This window comes from Paraphotobacterium marinum, assembly GCF_002216855.1.
Classification (GTDB): Bacteria; Pseudomonadota; Gammaproteobacteria; order Enterobacterales; family Vibrionaceae; genus Paraphotobacterium; species Paraphotobacterium marinum.
Genome location: NZ_CP022355.1, coordinates 1,267,479 through 1,282,581, shown reverse-complemented (window position 1 = coordinate 1,282,581; position 15,103 = coordinate 1,267,479). Strand labels below are relative to the sequence as shown.

The 15,103-nt window shown below is 28.7% G+C and carries 11 protein-coding genes and 2 pseudogenes; 10 read left to right on the top strand and 3 right to left on the bottom strand.

Going from position 1 to position 15,103, the window contains the following annotated elements; translation table 11 throughout:
• Window positions 1-127 precede the first annotated feature (127 nt).
• The 8 genes and pseudogenes from potA to CF386_RS06620 all read left to right on the top strand — a co-directional run bounded on the left by potA (window position 128) and on the right by CF386_RS06620 (window position 6,762).
• Window positions 128-1,273 (top strand): spermidine/putrescine ABC transporter ATP-binding protein PotA, encoded by a 1,146-nt coding sequence (gene potA / locus CF386_RS06655; RefSeq protein ID WP_225971698.1) that lies wholly within the window; start codon window positions 128-130, stop codon window positions 1,271-1,273.
• Window positions 1,248-2,119, top strand: a pseudogene (gene potB / locus CF386_RS06650) (spermidine/putrescine ABC transporter permease PotB). Before potA ends, potB begins: the two are co-directional and overlap by 26 nt.
• A complete protein-coding gene (gene potC / locus CF386_RS06645) occupies window positions 2,119-2,889 on the top strand; it encodes a spermidine/putrescine ABC transporter permease PotC (RefSeq protein ID WP_089073604.1) in 771 nt (256 codons plus the stop codon). Before potB ends, potC begins: the two are co-directional and overlap by 1 nt.
• 84 nt (window positions 2,890-2,973) lie before the next feature.
• The gene (locus tag CF386_RS06640; protein WP_089073778.1) at window positions 2,974-4,002 is read left to right on the top strand and encodes an extracellular solute-binding protein; all 1,029 of its coding nucleotides are present in this window, start codon (window positions 2,974-2,976) and stop codon (window positions 4,000-4,002) included.
• Window positions 4,003-4,075: 73 nt separating this feature from the next.
• Window positions 4,076-4,474 (top strand): hypothetical protein, encoded by a 399-nt coding sequence (locus CF386_RS06635; protein ID WP_089073603.1) that lies wholly within the window; start codon window positions 4,076-4,078, stop codon window positions 4,472-4,474.
• Between the two features lie 81 nt (window positions 4,475-4,555).
• Complete coding sequence (locus CF386_RS06630; protein ID WP_089073602.1) at window positions 4,556-5,281, top strand: DUF3581 family protein; 726 nt, start codon at window positions 4,556-4,558, stop codon at window positions 5,279-5,281.
• Window positions 5,274-6,023 (top strand): phosphatase PAP2 family protein, encoded by a 750-nt coding sequence (locus tag CF386_RS06625; protein WP_089073601.1) that lies wholly within the window; start codon window positions 5,274-5,276, stop codon window positions 6,021-6,023. The genes CF386_RS06630 and CF386_RS06625 overlap by 8 nt, the downstream gene beginning before the upstream one ends.
• A 33-nt stretch (window positions 6,024-6,056) precedes the next feature.
• Window positions 6,057-6,762 (top strand): annotated as a pseudogene (locus CF386_RS06620) (DUF2786 domain-containing protein).
• A gap of 430 nt (window positions 6,763-7,192) precedes the next feature.
• Here the strand turns inward: CF386_RS06620 and fusA are convergent.
• On the bottom strand, window positions 7,193-9,274 hold the full coding sequence (gene fusA, locus CF386_RS06615; protein WP_089073600.1) for an elongation factor G: 2,082 nt from the start codon (window positions 9,272-9,274) through the stop codon (window positions 7,193-7,195).
• Window positions 9,275-9,438: 164 nt separating this feature from the next.
• Between fusA and CF386_RS06610 the strand changes: the two genes are divergently transcribed.
• Complete coding sequence (locus CF386_RS06610; protein WP_089073599.1) at window positions 9,439-9,900, top strand: methylglyoxal synthase; 462 nt, start codon at window positions 9,439-9,441, stop codon at window positions 9,898-9,900.
• A gap of 8 nt (window positions 9,901-9,908) precedes the next feature.
• Here CF386_RS06610 and CF386_RS06605 read toward each other — a convergent pair whose 3' ends face one another.
• On the bottom strand, window positions 9,909-11,933 hold the full coding sequence (locus CF386_RS06605) for a UvrD-helicase domain-containing protein (protein ID WP_089073598.1): 2,025 nt from the start codon (window positions 11,931-11,933) through the stop codon (window positions 9,909-9,911).
• A gap of 71 nt (window positions 11,934-12,004) precedes the next feature.
• Here CF386_RS06605 and CF386_RS06600 point away from each other — a divergent pair, with 71 nt between their 5' ends.
• The gene (locus CF386_RS06600; protein ID WP_089073597.1) at window positions 12,005-14,068 is read left to right on the top strand and encodes an FUSC family membrane protein; all 2,064 of its coding nucleotides are present in this window, start codon (window positions 12,005-12,007) and stop codon (window positions 14,066-14,068) included.
• Here CF386_RS06600 and CF386_RS06595 read toward each other — a convergent pair.
• The gene (locus tag CF386_RS06595) at window positions 14,052-14,984 is read right to left on the bottom strand and encodes a DMT family transporter (RefSeq protein ID WP_089073596.1); all 933 of its coding nucleotides are present in this window, start codon (window positions 14,982-14,984) and stop codon (window positions 14,052-14,054) included. The two genes, CF386_RS06600 and CF386_RS06595, sit on opposite strands and share 17 nt — an antisense overlap.
• Window positions 14,985-15,103 lie beyond the last annotated feature (119 nt).

The following is a 15,103-nucleotide window of genomic DNA, read 5'->3' as shown; positions in this document are numbered from 1 at the left end:
CAAATTCCTATAAATTTTTTATCTTATTGAAGGTTGATTAATTAAAATTATATAATATATGATATATAATAATTGTCTAAACTAATTTACTAAATTCATTAAGATTATTCTGATTATGAGGTTAAAATTGAACAGATTTAATCCCCAAAAAAATATTGTGTCTTTAAATAATATCAATAAATTTTATGGTAATAAATTAATATTGAATCAAATAAATCTTGATGTTTTTAATAGTGAATTTATAACGATATTGGGTCCTTCTGGTTGCGGTAAAACAACTTTACTAAGAATCATAGCTGGATTTGAAAAAATAGATAGTGGTCAAATCATTATCGATGATGAAACAGTTAATGAACAAGTACCTGAAAAAAGGACTGTAAATACGGTTTTTCAGTCATACGCTCTTTTTCCTCATATGAATGTTTTTGAGAATGTTGCATTCGGACTCAAAATGAAACGAGTTAAAAAAGAAGATATTAAAACCAAAGTTATAAATACCTTAAAAATGGTTCAACTCGAAAGTTATTATGATAAAATGCCATCGCAATTATCAGGTGGTCAACAACAGCGTGTAGCTATTGCAAGGGCTGTCATTAACGAACCAAAAGTGCTTTTACTTGATGAGTCCCTTTCAGCACTTGATTATAAATTACGTAAAAGAATGCAGCTTGAATTAAAACAACTTCAAAGAAAATTAGGGATAACTTTTATCTTTGTTACTCATGATCAAGAAGAAGCTTTGTCTATGTCTGATAGAATAGTCGTATTAAAAAATGGGCAAATTGAACAAATAGGATCGCCAAAAGAAATTTATGAAAATCCAAATAATCTCTTTGTAGCAAAATTTATTGGAGAAATAAATATATTTGATGCGATTGTTGTAAATCGAGTAAATGACGAATATATTTTAATTAATATCGAAAGCAAACAGAAAAAAATAAAATACTCTAAACCAGTTAAAAATGGTCAAAAACTTAAGGTATTATTGCGACCTGAAGATATAAAAATAAAGGAGATAAAGGATATTAAAAATTTGGATTTTGTTGACACATTTTTGGGTCATGTAAATGAGAGAACATACAAAGGTTCAACACTTGAATCAATTATAGAGTTAGAATCAGGTTTAAAAATTATGGTAAGTGAGTTTTTTAATGAAGATGAGCCAGATGTGGATCATAAAATTGGTCAAAAAGTTTCCGTTGATTGGATCGAAAACTGGGAAGTCATCTTAGAAAATGAAAACGAAAATGAAAATAACAACACAATTTTATAGCTTTAAAAAATTAATACTGCTCCTAATCTTTCTATGGATGATATTATTTGCTCTTGCACCTAATGTCTTTGTTATTGTAGTTAGTTTTCTTGAGCCAAGTAGAGATTCATTTTTTTATCTAAAGCCAACTTTAGCTAACTATGAGAACCTGTTAGATGTTTTATATCTTAAAGTTTTTCTACATTCTCTATTTATGGCCTCTATAGCTACACTTTTATGCCTTCTAATTGCTTATCCTTTTGCATACTTTATTAGCCAACAAAAAAAAGTGTTCAATCAATTTTACTCATTTTAGTAATTATACCATTTTGGACCAACTCATTGATAAGAACCTATGCTATCAAGGGAATATTGGGTACCAATGGTTTACTCAATAAGCTTTTGATGTTTATTGGTATAATAGATCACCCTCTTCGCCTTTTATACACAGAGCTTGCGGTTATTATTGGGTTCGTTTATGTACTACTACCATTTATGATCCTACCTCTTTATGCTGGATTTGAAAAACTCGATAAGACTCTTTTTGAAGCAGCGAAAGATCTTGGTGCAAACAGTTTTCAAAGGGTAACTAAGATTCTTATCCCACTTACAATTCCATCAATTATTGGTGGTATACTTCTAGTCTTTTTACCAGCTCTTGGAATGTTTTATATTTCTGACCTCTTAGGCGGTGCTAAAAATATTTTAATTGGTAATATTATAAAAAATCAAATTTTATACATTCAAAACTGGCCATTTGGAGCAGCCATTAGTATTGCCTTAACTTTGATTATGGCAATTTTTATTTATTTTTATCATAAGTTTTCTAAACGTAATAATGATAAAGTTAATGGAATTAATTTATAATGAAAAGAAGTTTATCAATTATAAGTTTATTAGTGTATGTGTTTTTGTATACACCTATCATTCTACTCATTATTAATTCATTTAATTCCAATAGATTTGCCTTAAAATGGGATCAATTTACGTTTAAATGGTATGAACAATTATTTCAAAATGATTCATTGATTCAAGCGGCCGCTAATTCAATTTTAATTGCAATAACTTCTGCAACTTTTGCAACTATTATAGGGCTCTTAATTTCGACTGCACTTTTTAAATATAATTTTAATGGTAAAAAATTAATAAAAAGTTCTCTATTTATTATAATGATGTCTCCCGATATAATTTTAGCAATCTCTTTTCTGGGCTTATTCTTATTAATTGGTTTACCTCTTGGTTTTTTGAGCCTTTTTGTTGCTCATACTACTTTTTGTCTGCCTTTCGTTGTAATTACTATTTACTCTAGGTTATCTTCTTTTGATAAGAAAATAATTGAAGCAGCACAGGACCTTGGGGCTAGTGAATTTACAGTGTTCAGAAAAATAATTACACCACTAACTAAATCTTCAATTATTTCTTCGTGGCTTCTTAGCTTCACATTATCCCTTGATGATGTAATTGTAAGTTCATTTGTTACCAGCCCAACTTACCAAGTTCTTCCCGTAAAGATTTACTCAATGGTACGAGTAGGTGTTTCACCTCAAGTTAATGCATTAGCCACAATATTATTATTTACCTCACTATTATTAATTTTTCTGTCTCAATTGATAAATAAAAAAACAAATAAAATATAATATTATTTTAAAAGTTCACTTATACTCTTTAAGAAAATAGATTTTTTAAGGTAAAAAACGATGTTAGAATCACTAAATTCAAAAATGAAGATTTTAATTGTTCTCCTAACAATTTTTATTTGTCCATTTTTAAAAGCCAATGATAAAGTCCTCTATTTTTACAATTGGTCAGAATATATCCCACCAGAGATTTTGGAAAATTTTACAAAAGAAACTGGCATTAAAGTCATTTATTCCGAATATGAATCTAATGAAACCATGTATGCTAAATTAAAAACCCAAGGTCAAGGATATGACTTGGTTGTTCCATCAACTTACTTTATTTCTAGAATGCATAAAGAGAATATGTTACAAAAAATTGATCATACTAAACTTAAATATTTTAAGGATTTAGATCCTCAATTTTTAAATAAACCATTTGATCCCAATAACAATTATTCAATTCCCTATACATGGGGTGCTACTGGAATAGGTATCAATACAGATGTGATAGATACATCTAAAGTCACCAGTTGGAACGACTTATGGAATCCTAAATATAAAGGTCAAGTAATGCTTATGGATGATGCACGGGAAGTTTTTCAAATGACTTTATCTACGCTGGGTTATTCAGGTAATACCCAGAATGAAGAAGAAATAAAGAAAGCATATTTAAAATTAAAAAAATTAATTCCAAATGTTCTTGTTTTTAATTCTGATTATCCCGCTAATCCATTCATTGAAGGTGAAACATCAATCGGTATGCTTTGGAATGGATCTGCTTATGCTGCACAAAAAGCGGGAGCACCAATTAAAATAGTTTGGCCTAAGGAAGGCGCTATCTTATGGATGGATAGTTTAGCCATACCTTCTGGTGCCAAGAACGTTGAAGCTGCATATAAAATGATAGACTTTCTTTTACGTCCTGAAAATGCTGCAAAAATAGCATTAATGATTGGATATCCAACACCAGTTAAAGAAGCTAAAAAGTTTCTACCCGAAAAATTTAAAAATAATCCAATGATTTATCCACCTGAGGATGTGTTGAAAAAAAGCGAATGGCAATCGGATGTTGGTGACAAAGTTGCGATCTATGAAAAAGATTTCGAAAAACTTAAGGCATCAAATATGTAATCTATGTTTGTATAATACTGAAAATTAGTTCTATAATTAAAATGTTAATAGTTTTATAAAGGAATTATTAGTGATGATAAAATTAAAAGACCACTTTGAATACAACACCGATACTGGTACATTGTTTTATCTCTTTAAACATAAAAGAAAATTGATTTTTCGTGCTGGATGGAGAAGTAATCTAGACATAGATGATGCTATTGAAAAATTCTATGAAATATCTAATATTGAGGAGCAAATGAGTGATTGGGAGTATCAATTATCTGATACAGAGCATGATGAAATTTTTTATCATAATTTATCTGAGACTGAAAAAAATATAATTCATGCTATAAAAGAGTACTACAAAATAATGCATATTCCTTCAGATCAATATGATAGTTTCGATTTTTCAAATATTGCAGATTTAGTAAATCTTGATAAACCTACTGTCGAAGAATTTGTTCATAAATACCATAATACAATTCTTTGATGCTTAACTCTCTAATTTTATTTATTTTATTTTAAAATAAATATATAATTGCACCTAAATTTTCACATTAGGTGCATTGGAATGAATTTTAATACTTTTTATTCAAAAAATAACGGTTTTTTTAGCTTTACCCGTGAAAAGGCTAGTTCTTTCGCAAAAGCCATAGCCGAAGATTTTAATCCAATTCATGATCCAGAATCATCTAGATTTTGCGTTCCAGGCGACCTCCTTTTTACTTTAATGTTAAAGGAAATTGGCTTGTATAACAAAATGAGTTTCAAATTCTCTGGAATGATTAACGAGCAACATCAACTTCAGTTATCGCAAGTAGAAAATAAAATTAGTTTAATCGATAATGACAAAAAAACTTACCTTGACTTAACTAAGGAAGGTAAAATTTTTAAAGATGAAGTTATTATAGATAGAATTATTGATCAGTATGTCAAGTTTTCTGGCAAAAACTTTCCTGAAATATTAGTCCCTATCATGCAAGAACATAATGTTATGATTAGCCCAGATAAACCACTAGTCATATATGAATCAATGAAGATTGAATTTTCTGACTTTTCCTTATTAGATAAAAGCCTCAAATTAGAACTTTCCGATTCAATTCTTGAAGTAAAAGGAAAACGTGCTAAAGAACGCTTAATTTTTAATTTTATTTGTGGAAATAAAACTATTGGTAAGGGCGAAAAAATCATGTTGCTAAGCGGGTTACGTGCTTTTGATATAAATAAATTGCAAAAATTAATTGATCAAATTGTCAATAAAAGAAACAGTTATCAACAAAGGATTTCCAATGATTAATATAAAATACTCAAATTTACAAAATAAAATTAGTATCTCAATTATTGCGATCTTATGTTTATTATCTATTTTCTTAATAACAGAAATTTTCCATATCAATTCTACTAATCAAGTAAATTTCATACTAGGTTCAAACGATTTTGGTTTCTTTTGGAATCTTATATCCCAAACAGCAAGTAGCAAATTATTTATAATTCCTCTTGCAATCATATTGTTTTATGTTTTCTTTTTAATAAAAACACCTTTGTCCTCCAAAAAATATTTATTTATAAACTTTATCTTTCTATTATTTATTGCCTTTGTTGTTAAATTTGGATTAAAAATAATTACGCATGAACCAAGGCCCTTCACATCTGTATTAACAAAGTTAGATCTTTTATCTAAACCAACAGATTTTTATAAATTAACGAAAACCGAAAAAAAGAAAATAATTTCTGAGGCAAAACACAAAGTAAACAAATATAAATTAAAGAATTGGAAAAAGGAAATGAATTATTCTTTTCCTTCAGGCCACACAATTTTTGCGATGATATTTCTTTTATATTGGGGAAGTTTTTTCATAAAAGAAAAAAAGTATTTAAGTTTTTTGATTTTAGCGATTTGGACATTGTCTGTTTCATATAGCAGATTATGGCTAGGAATGCATAGGCCTATCGATATATATGGTTCTATTTTATTAGCTTATTTCATTTGTTTGCTTGTTCCTAATTTAACATTAGGTGCATCCAAACATCAAAAGTGATATTATATAACCTTTAATTTTTAAAGTTTAAGTATGTCCAATAAACGAAAAGCACTCAAAAAAATTGCTAAATGTCTTGAACTAAGCAATTCATCAAATATAAATGAAGCTGCTCAAGCGATAAAAATGGCCCAAAGTCTTATGAGAAAATATGGTCTTGGGCAAGACGATATCGATTTTATTGGTTTGGGTAAAACAACATCGGAAACTATCTTACCTTCCATAATCAATCAATCAATTTTAAAAATTATACGCTCTATCAATAGAAAGTTTGCAGTAGAGTGTGTACTCATAAATTACAAGGGATTAAAAAAAGCTGAATTTATTGGTGTAGCCGAACGTGCTATCTTTGCAGCATTTGCCTTTGATATTATTTATAGAGAAATGAACCAAGAAATTGGTCAATTTAAAAATAGCTTAAGTGGTTCAGGAAATGAACAAACAGTAATTTCTAAACGCGTAAATTCATTTTTAGCTGGTTGGATTGAAGGTGCAATTGAAAAGTTACCTCAACTTGATACAATCGATAATTATGATAAAAAAATGTCAAATTTTATTGATAATGAATTCAAAAATTTAGATAGAGAACAATTCAAAAACAAATGGCAGAAGCTATTGCAACAATGACGCAAGATTATGAAAAGGGAGTTCAAAAAGGTAAAAAATTAATATAGCTCAACCGGTTTCAAGCAATCAACCAAAACCAAAAGCAAAACCCAAAAAACTCAGCAACCTTTAGTAATTTGTCTAGAATACTCTTTTATATAAATTTTAGTACATACAATTAGTCTTCCATGTAACAGTTACAAAGCTATAACCAACTGATTAAATTACAATTTTTATATATATATCGAATTATGTTTATGTTAAAAAGTATTTTAATTACGTTTATTTAGTATTAGATTAAAAGAGTTACTAATAATTAAATACTACCACACTACGCACTTTAATAAAAACTGGAAAGTATATTTTAAAAGGCCTGGAGTTACTGTAAATATTAAAAACTATTTATGATGGTATGTATTTTTTATGGTTATTGAAAAAAAACTCAAAATTAAGAAAAAATGTATTTATAAAAAAACGTTCTAAGCATTTAAGCTTTATTAAACAAAAAAAAGCTATTGATTGTTATCAATAGCTTCTTTCAATACTATAAGCTTAATCTTAAATTAAGCATTTTTTCTTGCTTTTGCTTCTTCTATAACAGTCTCTGCAACATTTGCTGGACATGGCATGTAATGAGAGAACTCCATAGAGAATTGACCTCTTCCAGATGTCATAGTTCTTAAGTGACCAATATAACCAAACATTTCAGATAAAGGTACATCAGCCTTAATTCTTACACCTGTTGTGCCAGCTTCCTGATCTTTAATCATCCCTCTTCTTCTATTAAGATCACCAATAACGTCACCAACATGATCTTCTGGTGTAAATACATCAACATGCATTATAGGCTCAATTAATTGCGGCCCTGCTTTAGGCATAGATTGTCTGAAGGCTGCTTTAGATGCAATTTCAAAAGCTACTGCTGATGAGTCGACGGCATGGAAAGAACCATCATATAATTCCACTTCAAAGTCAAGAACAGGATAACCAGCTAATGTACCCTCAGCCATCATGTCTTTAAATCCTTTCTCAACTGCAGGCCAGTATTCTTTAGGAACATTACCACCAACAACGCTTGAAGAAAATTGAAAACCAGAGCCAGGTTCCCCAGGCTTAATTCGATAGTCAATCTTAGCGAATTGACCAGCACCACCTGATTGTTTCTTATGCGTATAAGTGTCTTCAATTGGTTGTGTTATCGTTTCTCTGTAAGCAACTAATGGAGCACCAACTTCTAACTCAACACCATGAGTTCTTTTCAAGATATCTACTTTAATGTCAAGGTGTAATTCACCCATTCCTTTAAGTATAGTTTCTCCCGTTTCATGATCTGATTCAACAACAAAAGATGGATCTTCTGCAATCATTTTTCCTAAAGCGACACCCATTTTCTCAGATGCACCTTTATCTTTAGGTTTAACTGCAATTGTAATTACTGGCTCAGGGAAAACCATTGGCTCTAGAATTGCTGGATGCTTTTGATCACATAATGTATGACCAGTTTGAACATTTTTCATACCAACAACAGCTAAAATATCACCAGCTTGACAAGATGAAATTTCATTTCTGTCATTTGCATGCATTTCAACCATTCGACCAATACGTTCAGTTTTTCCTGTAACAGAATTTAATACTGTCTCACCTTTATTAAGTTTACCAGAGTATACCCTAATAAAAGTTAATGCCCCGAATCTGTCGTCCATAATTTTAAAAGCAAGTGCCTTAAAAGGTTCATTAGGATCAACAATAGCAAATTCACCAGTTTCATTACCATCTTCATCAGTAAGCGGTTGAGGCTTAACTTCAGTTGGGCTTGGTAAGTAATCGATCACAGCGTCCAATACTAACTGGACACCTTTATTTTTAAAAGCTGAACCACAATATGTTGGGAAAAAGTCTAAGTTAATTGTACCTTTTCTAATGCAGCTCTTAATTTGCTCCATAGTTGGCTCTTCGCCTTCCATGTATGCTTCTAGTAAATCATCATCTTGTTCAATTGCAGTCTCAATCAGTTCTTCACGATACTGCTCAACTTGATCAACCATATCTTCAGGAACTTCTTTTACTTCAAAGTTTTCAGGTAATCCAGAATCATCCCAAACATATGCTTTTCTTTCTAATAAATCAACAACACCAACAAAATCGTCTTCTCTACCAATTGGAAGAGTCATTACAAGAGGATTTGCACCTAAAACATTTTTAATTTGTTCAACAACTCTTAAAAAGTCTGCTCCCATTCTATCAAGTTTATTGACGAAAATAATTCGAGAAACCTCTGAATCATTGGCATATCTCCAGTTTGTTTCAGATTGTGGCTCTACACCGCCTGAACCACAAAATACTCCAACACCGCCATCAAGAACCTTTAAAGAACGATATACTTCTACAGTAAAGTCAACGTGTCCTGGAGTATCAATAATATTCATACGATGATCTTTCCAAAAACAAGTTGTTGCAGCAGATTGAATTGTTATCCCTCTTTCTTGCTCTTGTTCCATGAAGTCAGTTGTTGCAGCACCATCATGAACTTCGCCTGTTCTATGAATTTTACCAGTTAATTTAAGAATTCTCTCTGTTGTTGTGGTTTTTCCTGCATCAACGTGAGCGAAAATTCCAATGTTTCTGTATTTAGATAAATCTGTCATTGTTATACTCTATTAAAATTTTAAGGTTAATTAAAATACTCAGATGGGCGGCATTATATCACAAGTAGTAATAAAAATAGAATAATTACTTTTTTTTATTTCATTTTAAAAAAAAATATATGATATATAATTTCATTTTTATATTTAAAAATATGAGTAATTTAATGAAAACAACGACTAGAATAATTCCAAAGCACAAAAACATAGCTCTAGTAGCACATGACAACATGAAGCATTCACTAATAAAATGGGCTAAATCAAACCAGGAGGTATTATTTAAACATAATATATATGCAACTGGTACGACAGGACATTTAATTGAAAAAAAAACTAAACTTAAGATCTCAAAACTAGTAAGTGGTCCATTAGGTGGAGATCAGCAATTAGGAGCTCGAATCACTGAGGGTAAAATAGATATGTTAGTTTTTTTTTGGGATCCTTTAAATGTAGCGCCGCATGATCCAGATGTGAAAGCTTTGCTAAGAATATCAACTGTTTGGAATATCCCTATTGCAACAAACATTTCATCTGCAAATTATTTAATTAGTTCTAATTTAATTGACTCTGAGCAACAAATAAAAGTTCCTGATTATCTTACTTATATCAAAGAAAGAACTCAAGAGTAGTTAACTCCTCAGTGTTTAAGATCTGATATTTTTTTTAATTCTAAATAAAATTTTGATGGGTTTGTTTGATAACTAACCCACACTTTTTTCTTTGCGCGAGTTATGGCAACATAAAATAAACGTCTTTCTTCCATTTCATCATTGACTTCGCTACTTTCACTGTTCAAATAATCATTTAATGTAGCTAGATTTCTCTCTAATGGAAACTTCCCTTGATCAACATTTGTAATAAAAACATAATCTGCTTCTTGCCCTTTGCTCTCATGACATGTCATAAACTTTATTTTTAAGTTTTTAAGATTATCCTTCAATAAGCTAATGATATGAGGCTTATCTTTTTTTGTCCTCCCTAAAAATAAAATATTTTGGATATTTTTATCATAGCTGTTATTTAATTTAATTAAAATATTCTCGAGGTTATCATTTTTTGTAAAAAAAATAGATTTAGAATTATTCATATCATTACTTTGCGTAACCTTTTTAAGTTGATTTTTATTTTTAGTAATAAACTTTGAGGAAACTGTACTAATAAATTGATTATATCTATAAGTTTTATTTAATCTGGTTAACTTAGTTCTTGGGAAAAGGTTTTGAAAGTTTGTCATCAATGACACCCTAGAACCAGCGAAATTAAAGATCGACTGCCAATCGTCACCAACAGCAAATAAAGAAATAGGCTTTCTTGTATTTAAAATACTCATAAGTAAATTTAAGCGAATTTGGGAAATATCTTGAAATTCATCAACCATCAATAACTTAGGAATATTTTGAAATTTATTTTTCTTTATGTATTTTGTAGCATCAACTATTGTAGTATGAAAATCTAACTTAGCTGATTCTTTTAAATATAATAAATATTGTTTGTATAATGGCCAAAATAACAAAACCTCTTTATGAACCTTCTCATTATTAAGCGTCTTATTTATTATATCCTTTTTACTTAAATCACTGTTATGAATTTCCATAATGCGACTCCAAATATATTCTAAAGTCGTATTGGATTTAATATCCTGCGGCTTTTCAAATTTACATAAACCAAATATCTTAAAGTCCGAATGATATCTTTTCCATTTTACAAATATGTGAGTGTTTTCAAGGAGTTTGTATATTTTACTTTGTAGCCACAGTCTTTTTTGTGTTTGATTACTTATAAATTCTGTTAAAGTCCTATTATTATTTTCTACTTCATTAACGATACTTAAAGCATAACTATGAAAAGTTTGAACCTTACATTTCGCAAAGCCTCGTTTTTTTAACCTATCTTGTATTTCCTTTGCTGCATCTTTTCCAAATGTTAGACATAAAATCTCATCCTCCAAGTAACTTTTGTTTTCTAGTAAGTATAAAAGTTTTCCAACTAAAACAGTTGTTTTACCGGAGCCAGCGCCTGCAAGAACAAAGTTAATATCATCATCAACTAAAATCGACTTTAACTGAGAAGAGTTGAGTGAAATATTGTGATTAGCTTGAAACCAGTTGTCCCAATGGTTCGAAACTTTTTTTATCCAAGCCTGATTGCTTTTATCTATAAGATCATAAATCATTTTTTCTTCAAAAAATTCATAAACTTCTTTACGATATATCTTTATATATTCAGGAAGCAAATCTAACTGCTTCATTTTTAATTCAAACTTTTGAACGAAACTATCAACCTCAGATTGTTTAATGTATCGTTGCTGTTCTATAAGCTTTTGAATATCTTTATTAACTAGATTAACTATAGTATCAACTTTGGTTAATTTATCTTTCAACCAGGATTCAAATAAATAATGGAATTCACTTGAAAAACGTTTAGCACACTTCCAGGACACCCACTTGAATTTAATTACTCTTTCATCAAAAAGTTTGATCCTTATTGTTGTAAAAACAAAACCCCTCTCTATTGCAATCTCTCCAAGTAGTGAATTAAATTGAAAAGATAGGTTCTTTTCTTTATTGTGCAGAGATATAGAATTGTTATTTGAATTTAAAACCAGTATATGGTAAGTATGCCTTAAAAGGAAACGAATCAAAATATGAGCTTTTACTTGCATTTTTCCACTAATTAAAAATAATAGTGCTTTGTAAATTAAACTAATTAAAACTTCTTGTAAACATTAAATCTATGCAAATATTTTCTAAAATTAATTTATCTAAAATGTATTTAGGCATTAACGTACTAATAACATTATCAATAATTATTTCTTACTGTTATTACAGCAACTCGCTAAATTATTTATCACCTCTTTTTTTGGGTGTGATTTGCGCGGCTAATACAGAAACTTATAATGATATATTATTTAACATAAAGCATACGATTGTTAGTCTGATATTATTTTTATCTACATCATGTGTTACATTTTTTGTTTATAAATATCATACATTTCTTTTATTTTGGTTATTTATTTTACCTTTACTATTTATAAATTTATCAAGTTTAATCCAAAATTATTCGCAATCATTCAACACAGCAATACTTTTCAATATTTTCTTGTTGTATTTATTAAGTAATAATAAATATTCAATATTATTAATTTTTATTCCATTATGTGGCGCAATAATTTTCTTCACAATCTCCACACTTTGGAAAATAGTTTTTAAACAACAATTCATCAAAATTAACCTTTATCATTTATACATTGAACTTAGCAAACTTTATGCATTAAAAAGTATGTTTTTTGCAGAAAATTTAATGGATATCAGAACGTTAAACAAAAAGTTTATTCAACAAAACATTTCAGTAATAAACCTTCTTAACCAAATGAAGTATTCCCTTTATCATTCTCATCAAAACCCTTTTTTTAGTAAAAAAAGTAAACAATATTTTTCTCAACTTTATATTATATCCCAGGAACTTCATGAAAAAATTAATGCGAGTCATATTAAATATACAGAACAAACGGACAAAATATTAATTAAATCAATAAAAAAAATAATATCCAACCAATCAATTTTGTTGAAATTAATTGCAAATAAAATTTCATATAATAATATCACCAATATAGAATCTGATGTTTTAGTATCTACAGACAAACAACTCAGTAACTTAAGAGATCTTAATTCTATTCAAATTAAATACTTGAAAAAAAATCTTATGAAAATAAACTTCAAGTTAAAAAGTATTTTGGATGGGAAAACAAAAAAATTTGATGAAAGAATTTCAGACGCATTAGTAAAAGAATACAAATTACAATTTAGAGACATCAAAAATTTTTTTTGGTTTAAAAATAAAACTCAAGATAATAACGATAAATTTGCTCTAAGATTAGCATTTTCTTTATCTACCGGTTATTTATTTATTATTTTTGCTTTTGTGTCTAAACCAGAGTTCTGGATTTTAATGACTATATATTTTATCTGTCAACCATCTTATTCAAATTCAAAAAGTCTTATATTACAAAGAATATTTGGAACAATATTAGGTTTAATTACTAGCTTTTTATTAATAAATATTTCTGACACAATTTATTTTCAATGTATTTATTTGATTATTTCTGGGGTTTCATTTTTTATTTTTAAAAACTATAGATATTATTTAGCAACTGCTTCTATAACTATTTTTGTATTTTTATCATTAAATTTAAGTGATTTTATAAGCCTTAAAACTTTTGAATTAAGACTAATCGATACTTTAATAGGTGCTTTTATTGTTTGGATTTGTACAAGGTATTTATTTCAAAATTGGCAAAAAAATAATGTTTCACAACTGATAAAAGAATGTAAGCAAAACAATTTCCGTTATCTTAATCAAGTATTAACTCGCTTCATGCATGACGTTTCATACAAAAATATAAGCTATAGATTAATCCGCAGAGAAGCGTTTAACTCCAATTTAAAATTGAACTACTCATTAAAAAATATACTTCAGGAGCCCAACTCATCGAAGGAATGTAAAGAAATAGAAAACTTTTCATATAACAATCAAATCGTATTAAGCCTAATATCATCATTGGGATCGCATAGATTTAACCAAAAATTTTACCGATACAAGAATCAACTAAAACAATTTTATTTCTATAATGAACAATTAACGAAAAACTTAAAAGAAAGTGACAAAAAGTATATTTTTAATAAAATAGATGCCGTTATTGAAAATATACTTTTACAAGCAAAAGAAGAAAATCAAAGTGACTTAATCTTTATTACACTACAAATTAAACAAATTGAGGAGCTTATGCGTTTACATTAGTTTTTAGTTTATTTTTTAATCGCAGTATAAAATGAGTTATCTGTTCTTTTTCAACTTTTGTTAACAAAACACCTATAAATAACGGAATCAACAACAGAACTGAAATACCTGAAATAGTTGTATGATTAACATAGGCTCCGATTAATAATGCTACAACTGGAAAAATTAAAAAACAATTAGAAGCTAAAAACGGAGTTGAGATAGAGTTTAATTTGAAATATGCCATTATCCCACCGACACTAGCGACTATACCTAAGTAAATAATTGCATAAACTGAACTTTCAGAAAAATTACTGACCTCGATATGTTCAAAGCATAATGACACAATAATTAGAAAAATAGAAGCTAACAAACAAGGCAATGTATTATAGGTAATTACTGATATCTGATTACAGTGTTTTTGAACTAATACATAAATCACGGCTTGTATAATAACAGCTAATATCAGTGAGCCGATACCAATAAAATAGGATGCCCCAGTGATATTAAGTTCACGAAATAATATAGCACTTACACTTACTATGCCAAGTAATAGACCAAAGACTTGATGTTTCGAAAGTTTCATATTCAAAAAAAGTAAAGATGACAACATTACAAAAATTGGCATATTTGCAAAAATTATTGCTCCCAAGCCTGAAGATATGTATTTTTCACCATATATCATTAAAGTAAAAGGAATAGCAAAGTAAGCTAATGACAAAATTATAACCCACTTACCTGTGCCCTTTGGAAAAAATATCGGTTGTTTATAAATATATGCAAGAAAAAACAATACTGGACTTGCAATTAAAAATCTTAATCCAGTTGCTAAAATGGGAGGCACGGTTAATACAGCAATTTTCATAGCCATCCATGTTGTGCCCCAAATAATACACACACTTATAAATAAAAAAATTTGAAACTTTCTATTAATCATAACTATCTTACATGAAATTTTAATTAAGAAAATTATACCAATAATGTCATGGAAATATTTAACTTATTTATCAAATAAAACAGTTTTCTGGAAAAATTTTTTCTACTTCACTGATTGAT

What these genes read in the sequence shown, in the direction of transcription:
- CF386_RS06640 (WP_089073778.1), top strand. Translation starts at nt 2,974, where the DNA reads ATGAAGATTTTAATTGTTCTCCTAACAATTTTTATTTGTCCATTTTTA.
- potC (WP_089073604.1), top strand. Translation starts at nt 2,119, where the DNA reads ATGAAAAGAAGTTTATCAATTATAAGTTTATTAGTGTATGTGTTTTTG.
- CF386_RS06635 (WP_089073603.1), top strand. Translation starts at nt 4,076, where the DNA reads ATGATAAAATTAAAAGACCACTTTGAATACAACACCGATACTGGTACA.
- CF386_RS06595 (WP_089073596.1), bottom strand. Translation starts at nt 14,984, where the DNA reads ATGATTAATAGAAAGTTTCAAATTTTTTTATTTATAAGTGTGTGTATT.
- CF386_RS06630 (WP_089073602.1), top strand. Translation starts at nt 4,556, where the DNA reads ATGAATTTTAATACTTTTTATTCAAAAAATAACGGTTTTTTTAGCTTT.
- CF386_RS06610 (WP_089073599.1), top strand. Translation starts at nt 9,439, where the DNA reads ATGAAAACAACGACTAGAATAATTCCAAAGCACAAAAACATAGCTCTA.
- CF386_RS06625 (WP_089073601.1), top strand. Translation starts at nt 5,274, where the DNA reads ATGATTAATATAAAATACTCAAATTTACAAAATAAAATTAGTATCTCA.
- fusA (WP_089073600.1), bottom strand. Translation starts at nt 9,274, where the DNA reads ATGACAGATTTATCTAAATACAGAAACATTGGAATTTTCGCTCACGTT.
- CF386_RS06600 (WP_089073597.1), top strand. Translation starts at nt 12,005, where the DNA reads ATGCAAATATTTTCTAAAATTAATTTATCTAAAATGTATTTAGGCATT.
- CF386_RS06605 (WP_089073598.1), bottom strand. Translation starts at nt 11,933, where the DNA reads ATGCAAGTAAAAGCTCATATTTTGATTCGTTTCCTTTTAAGGCATACT.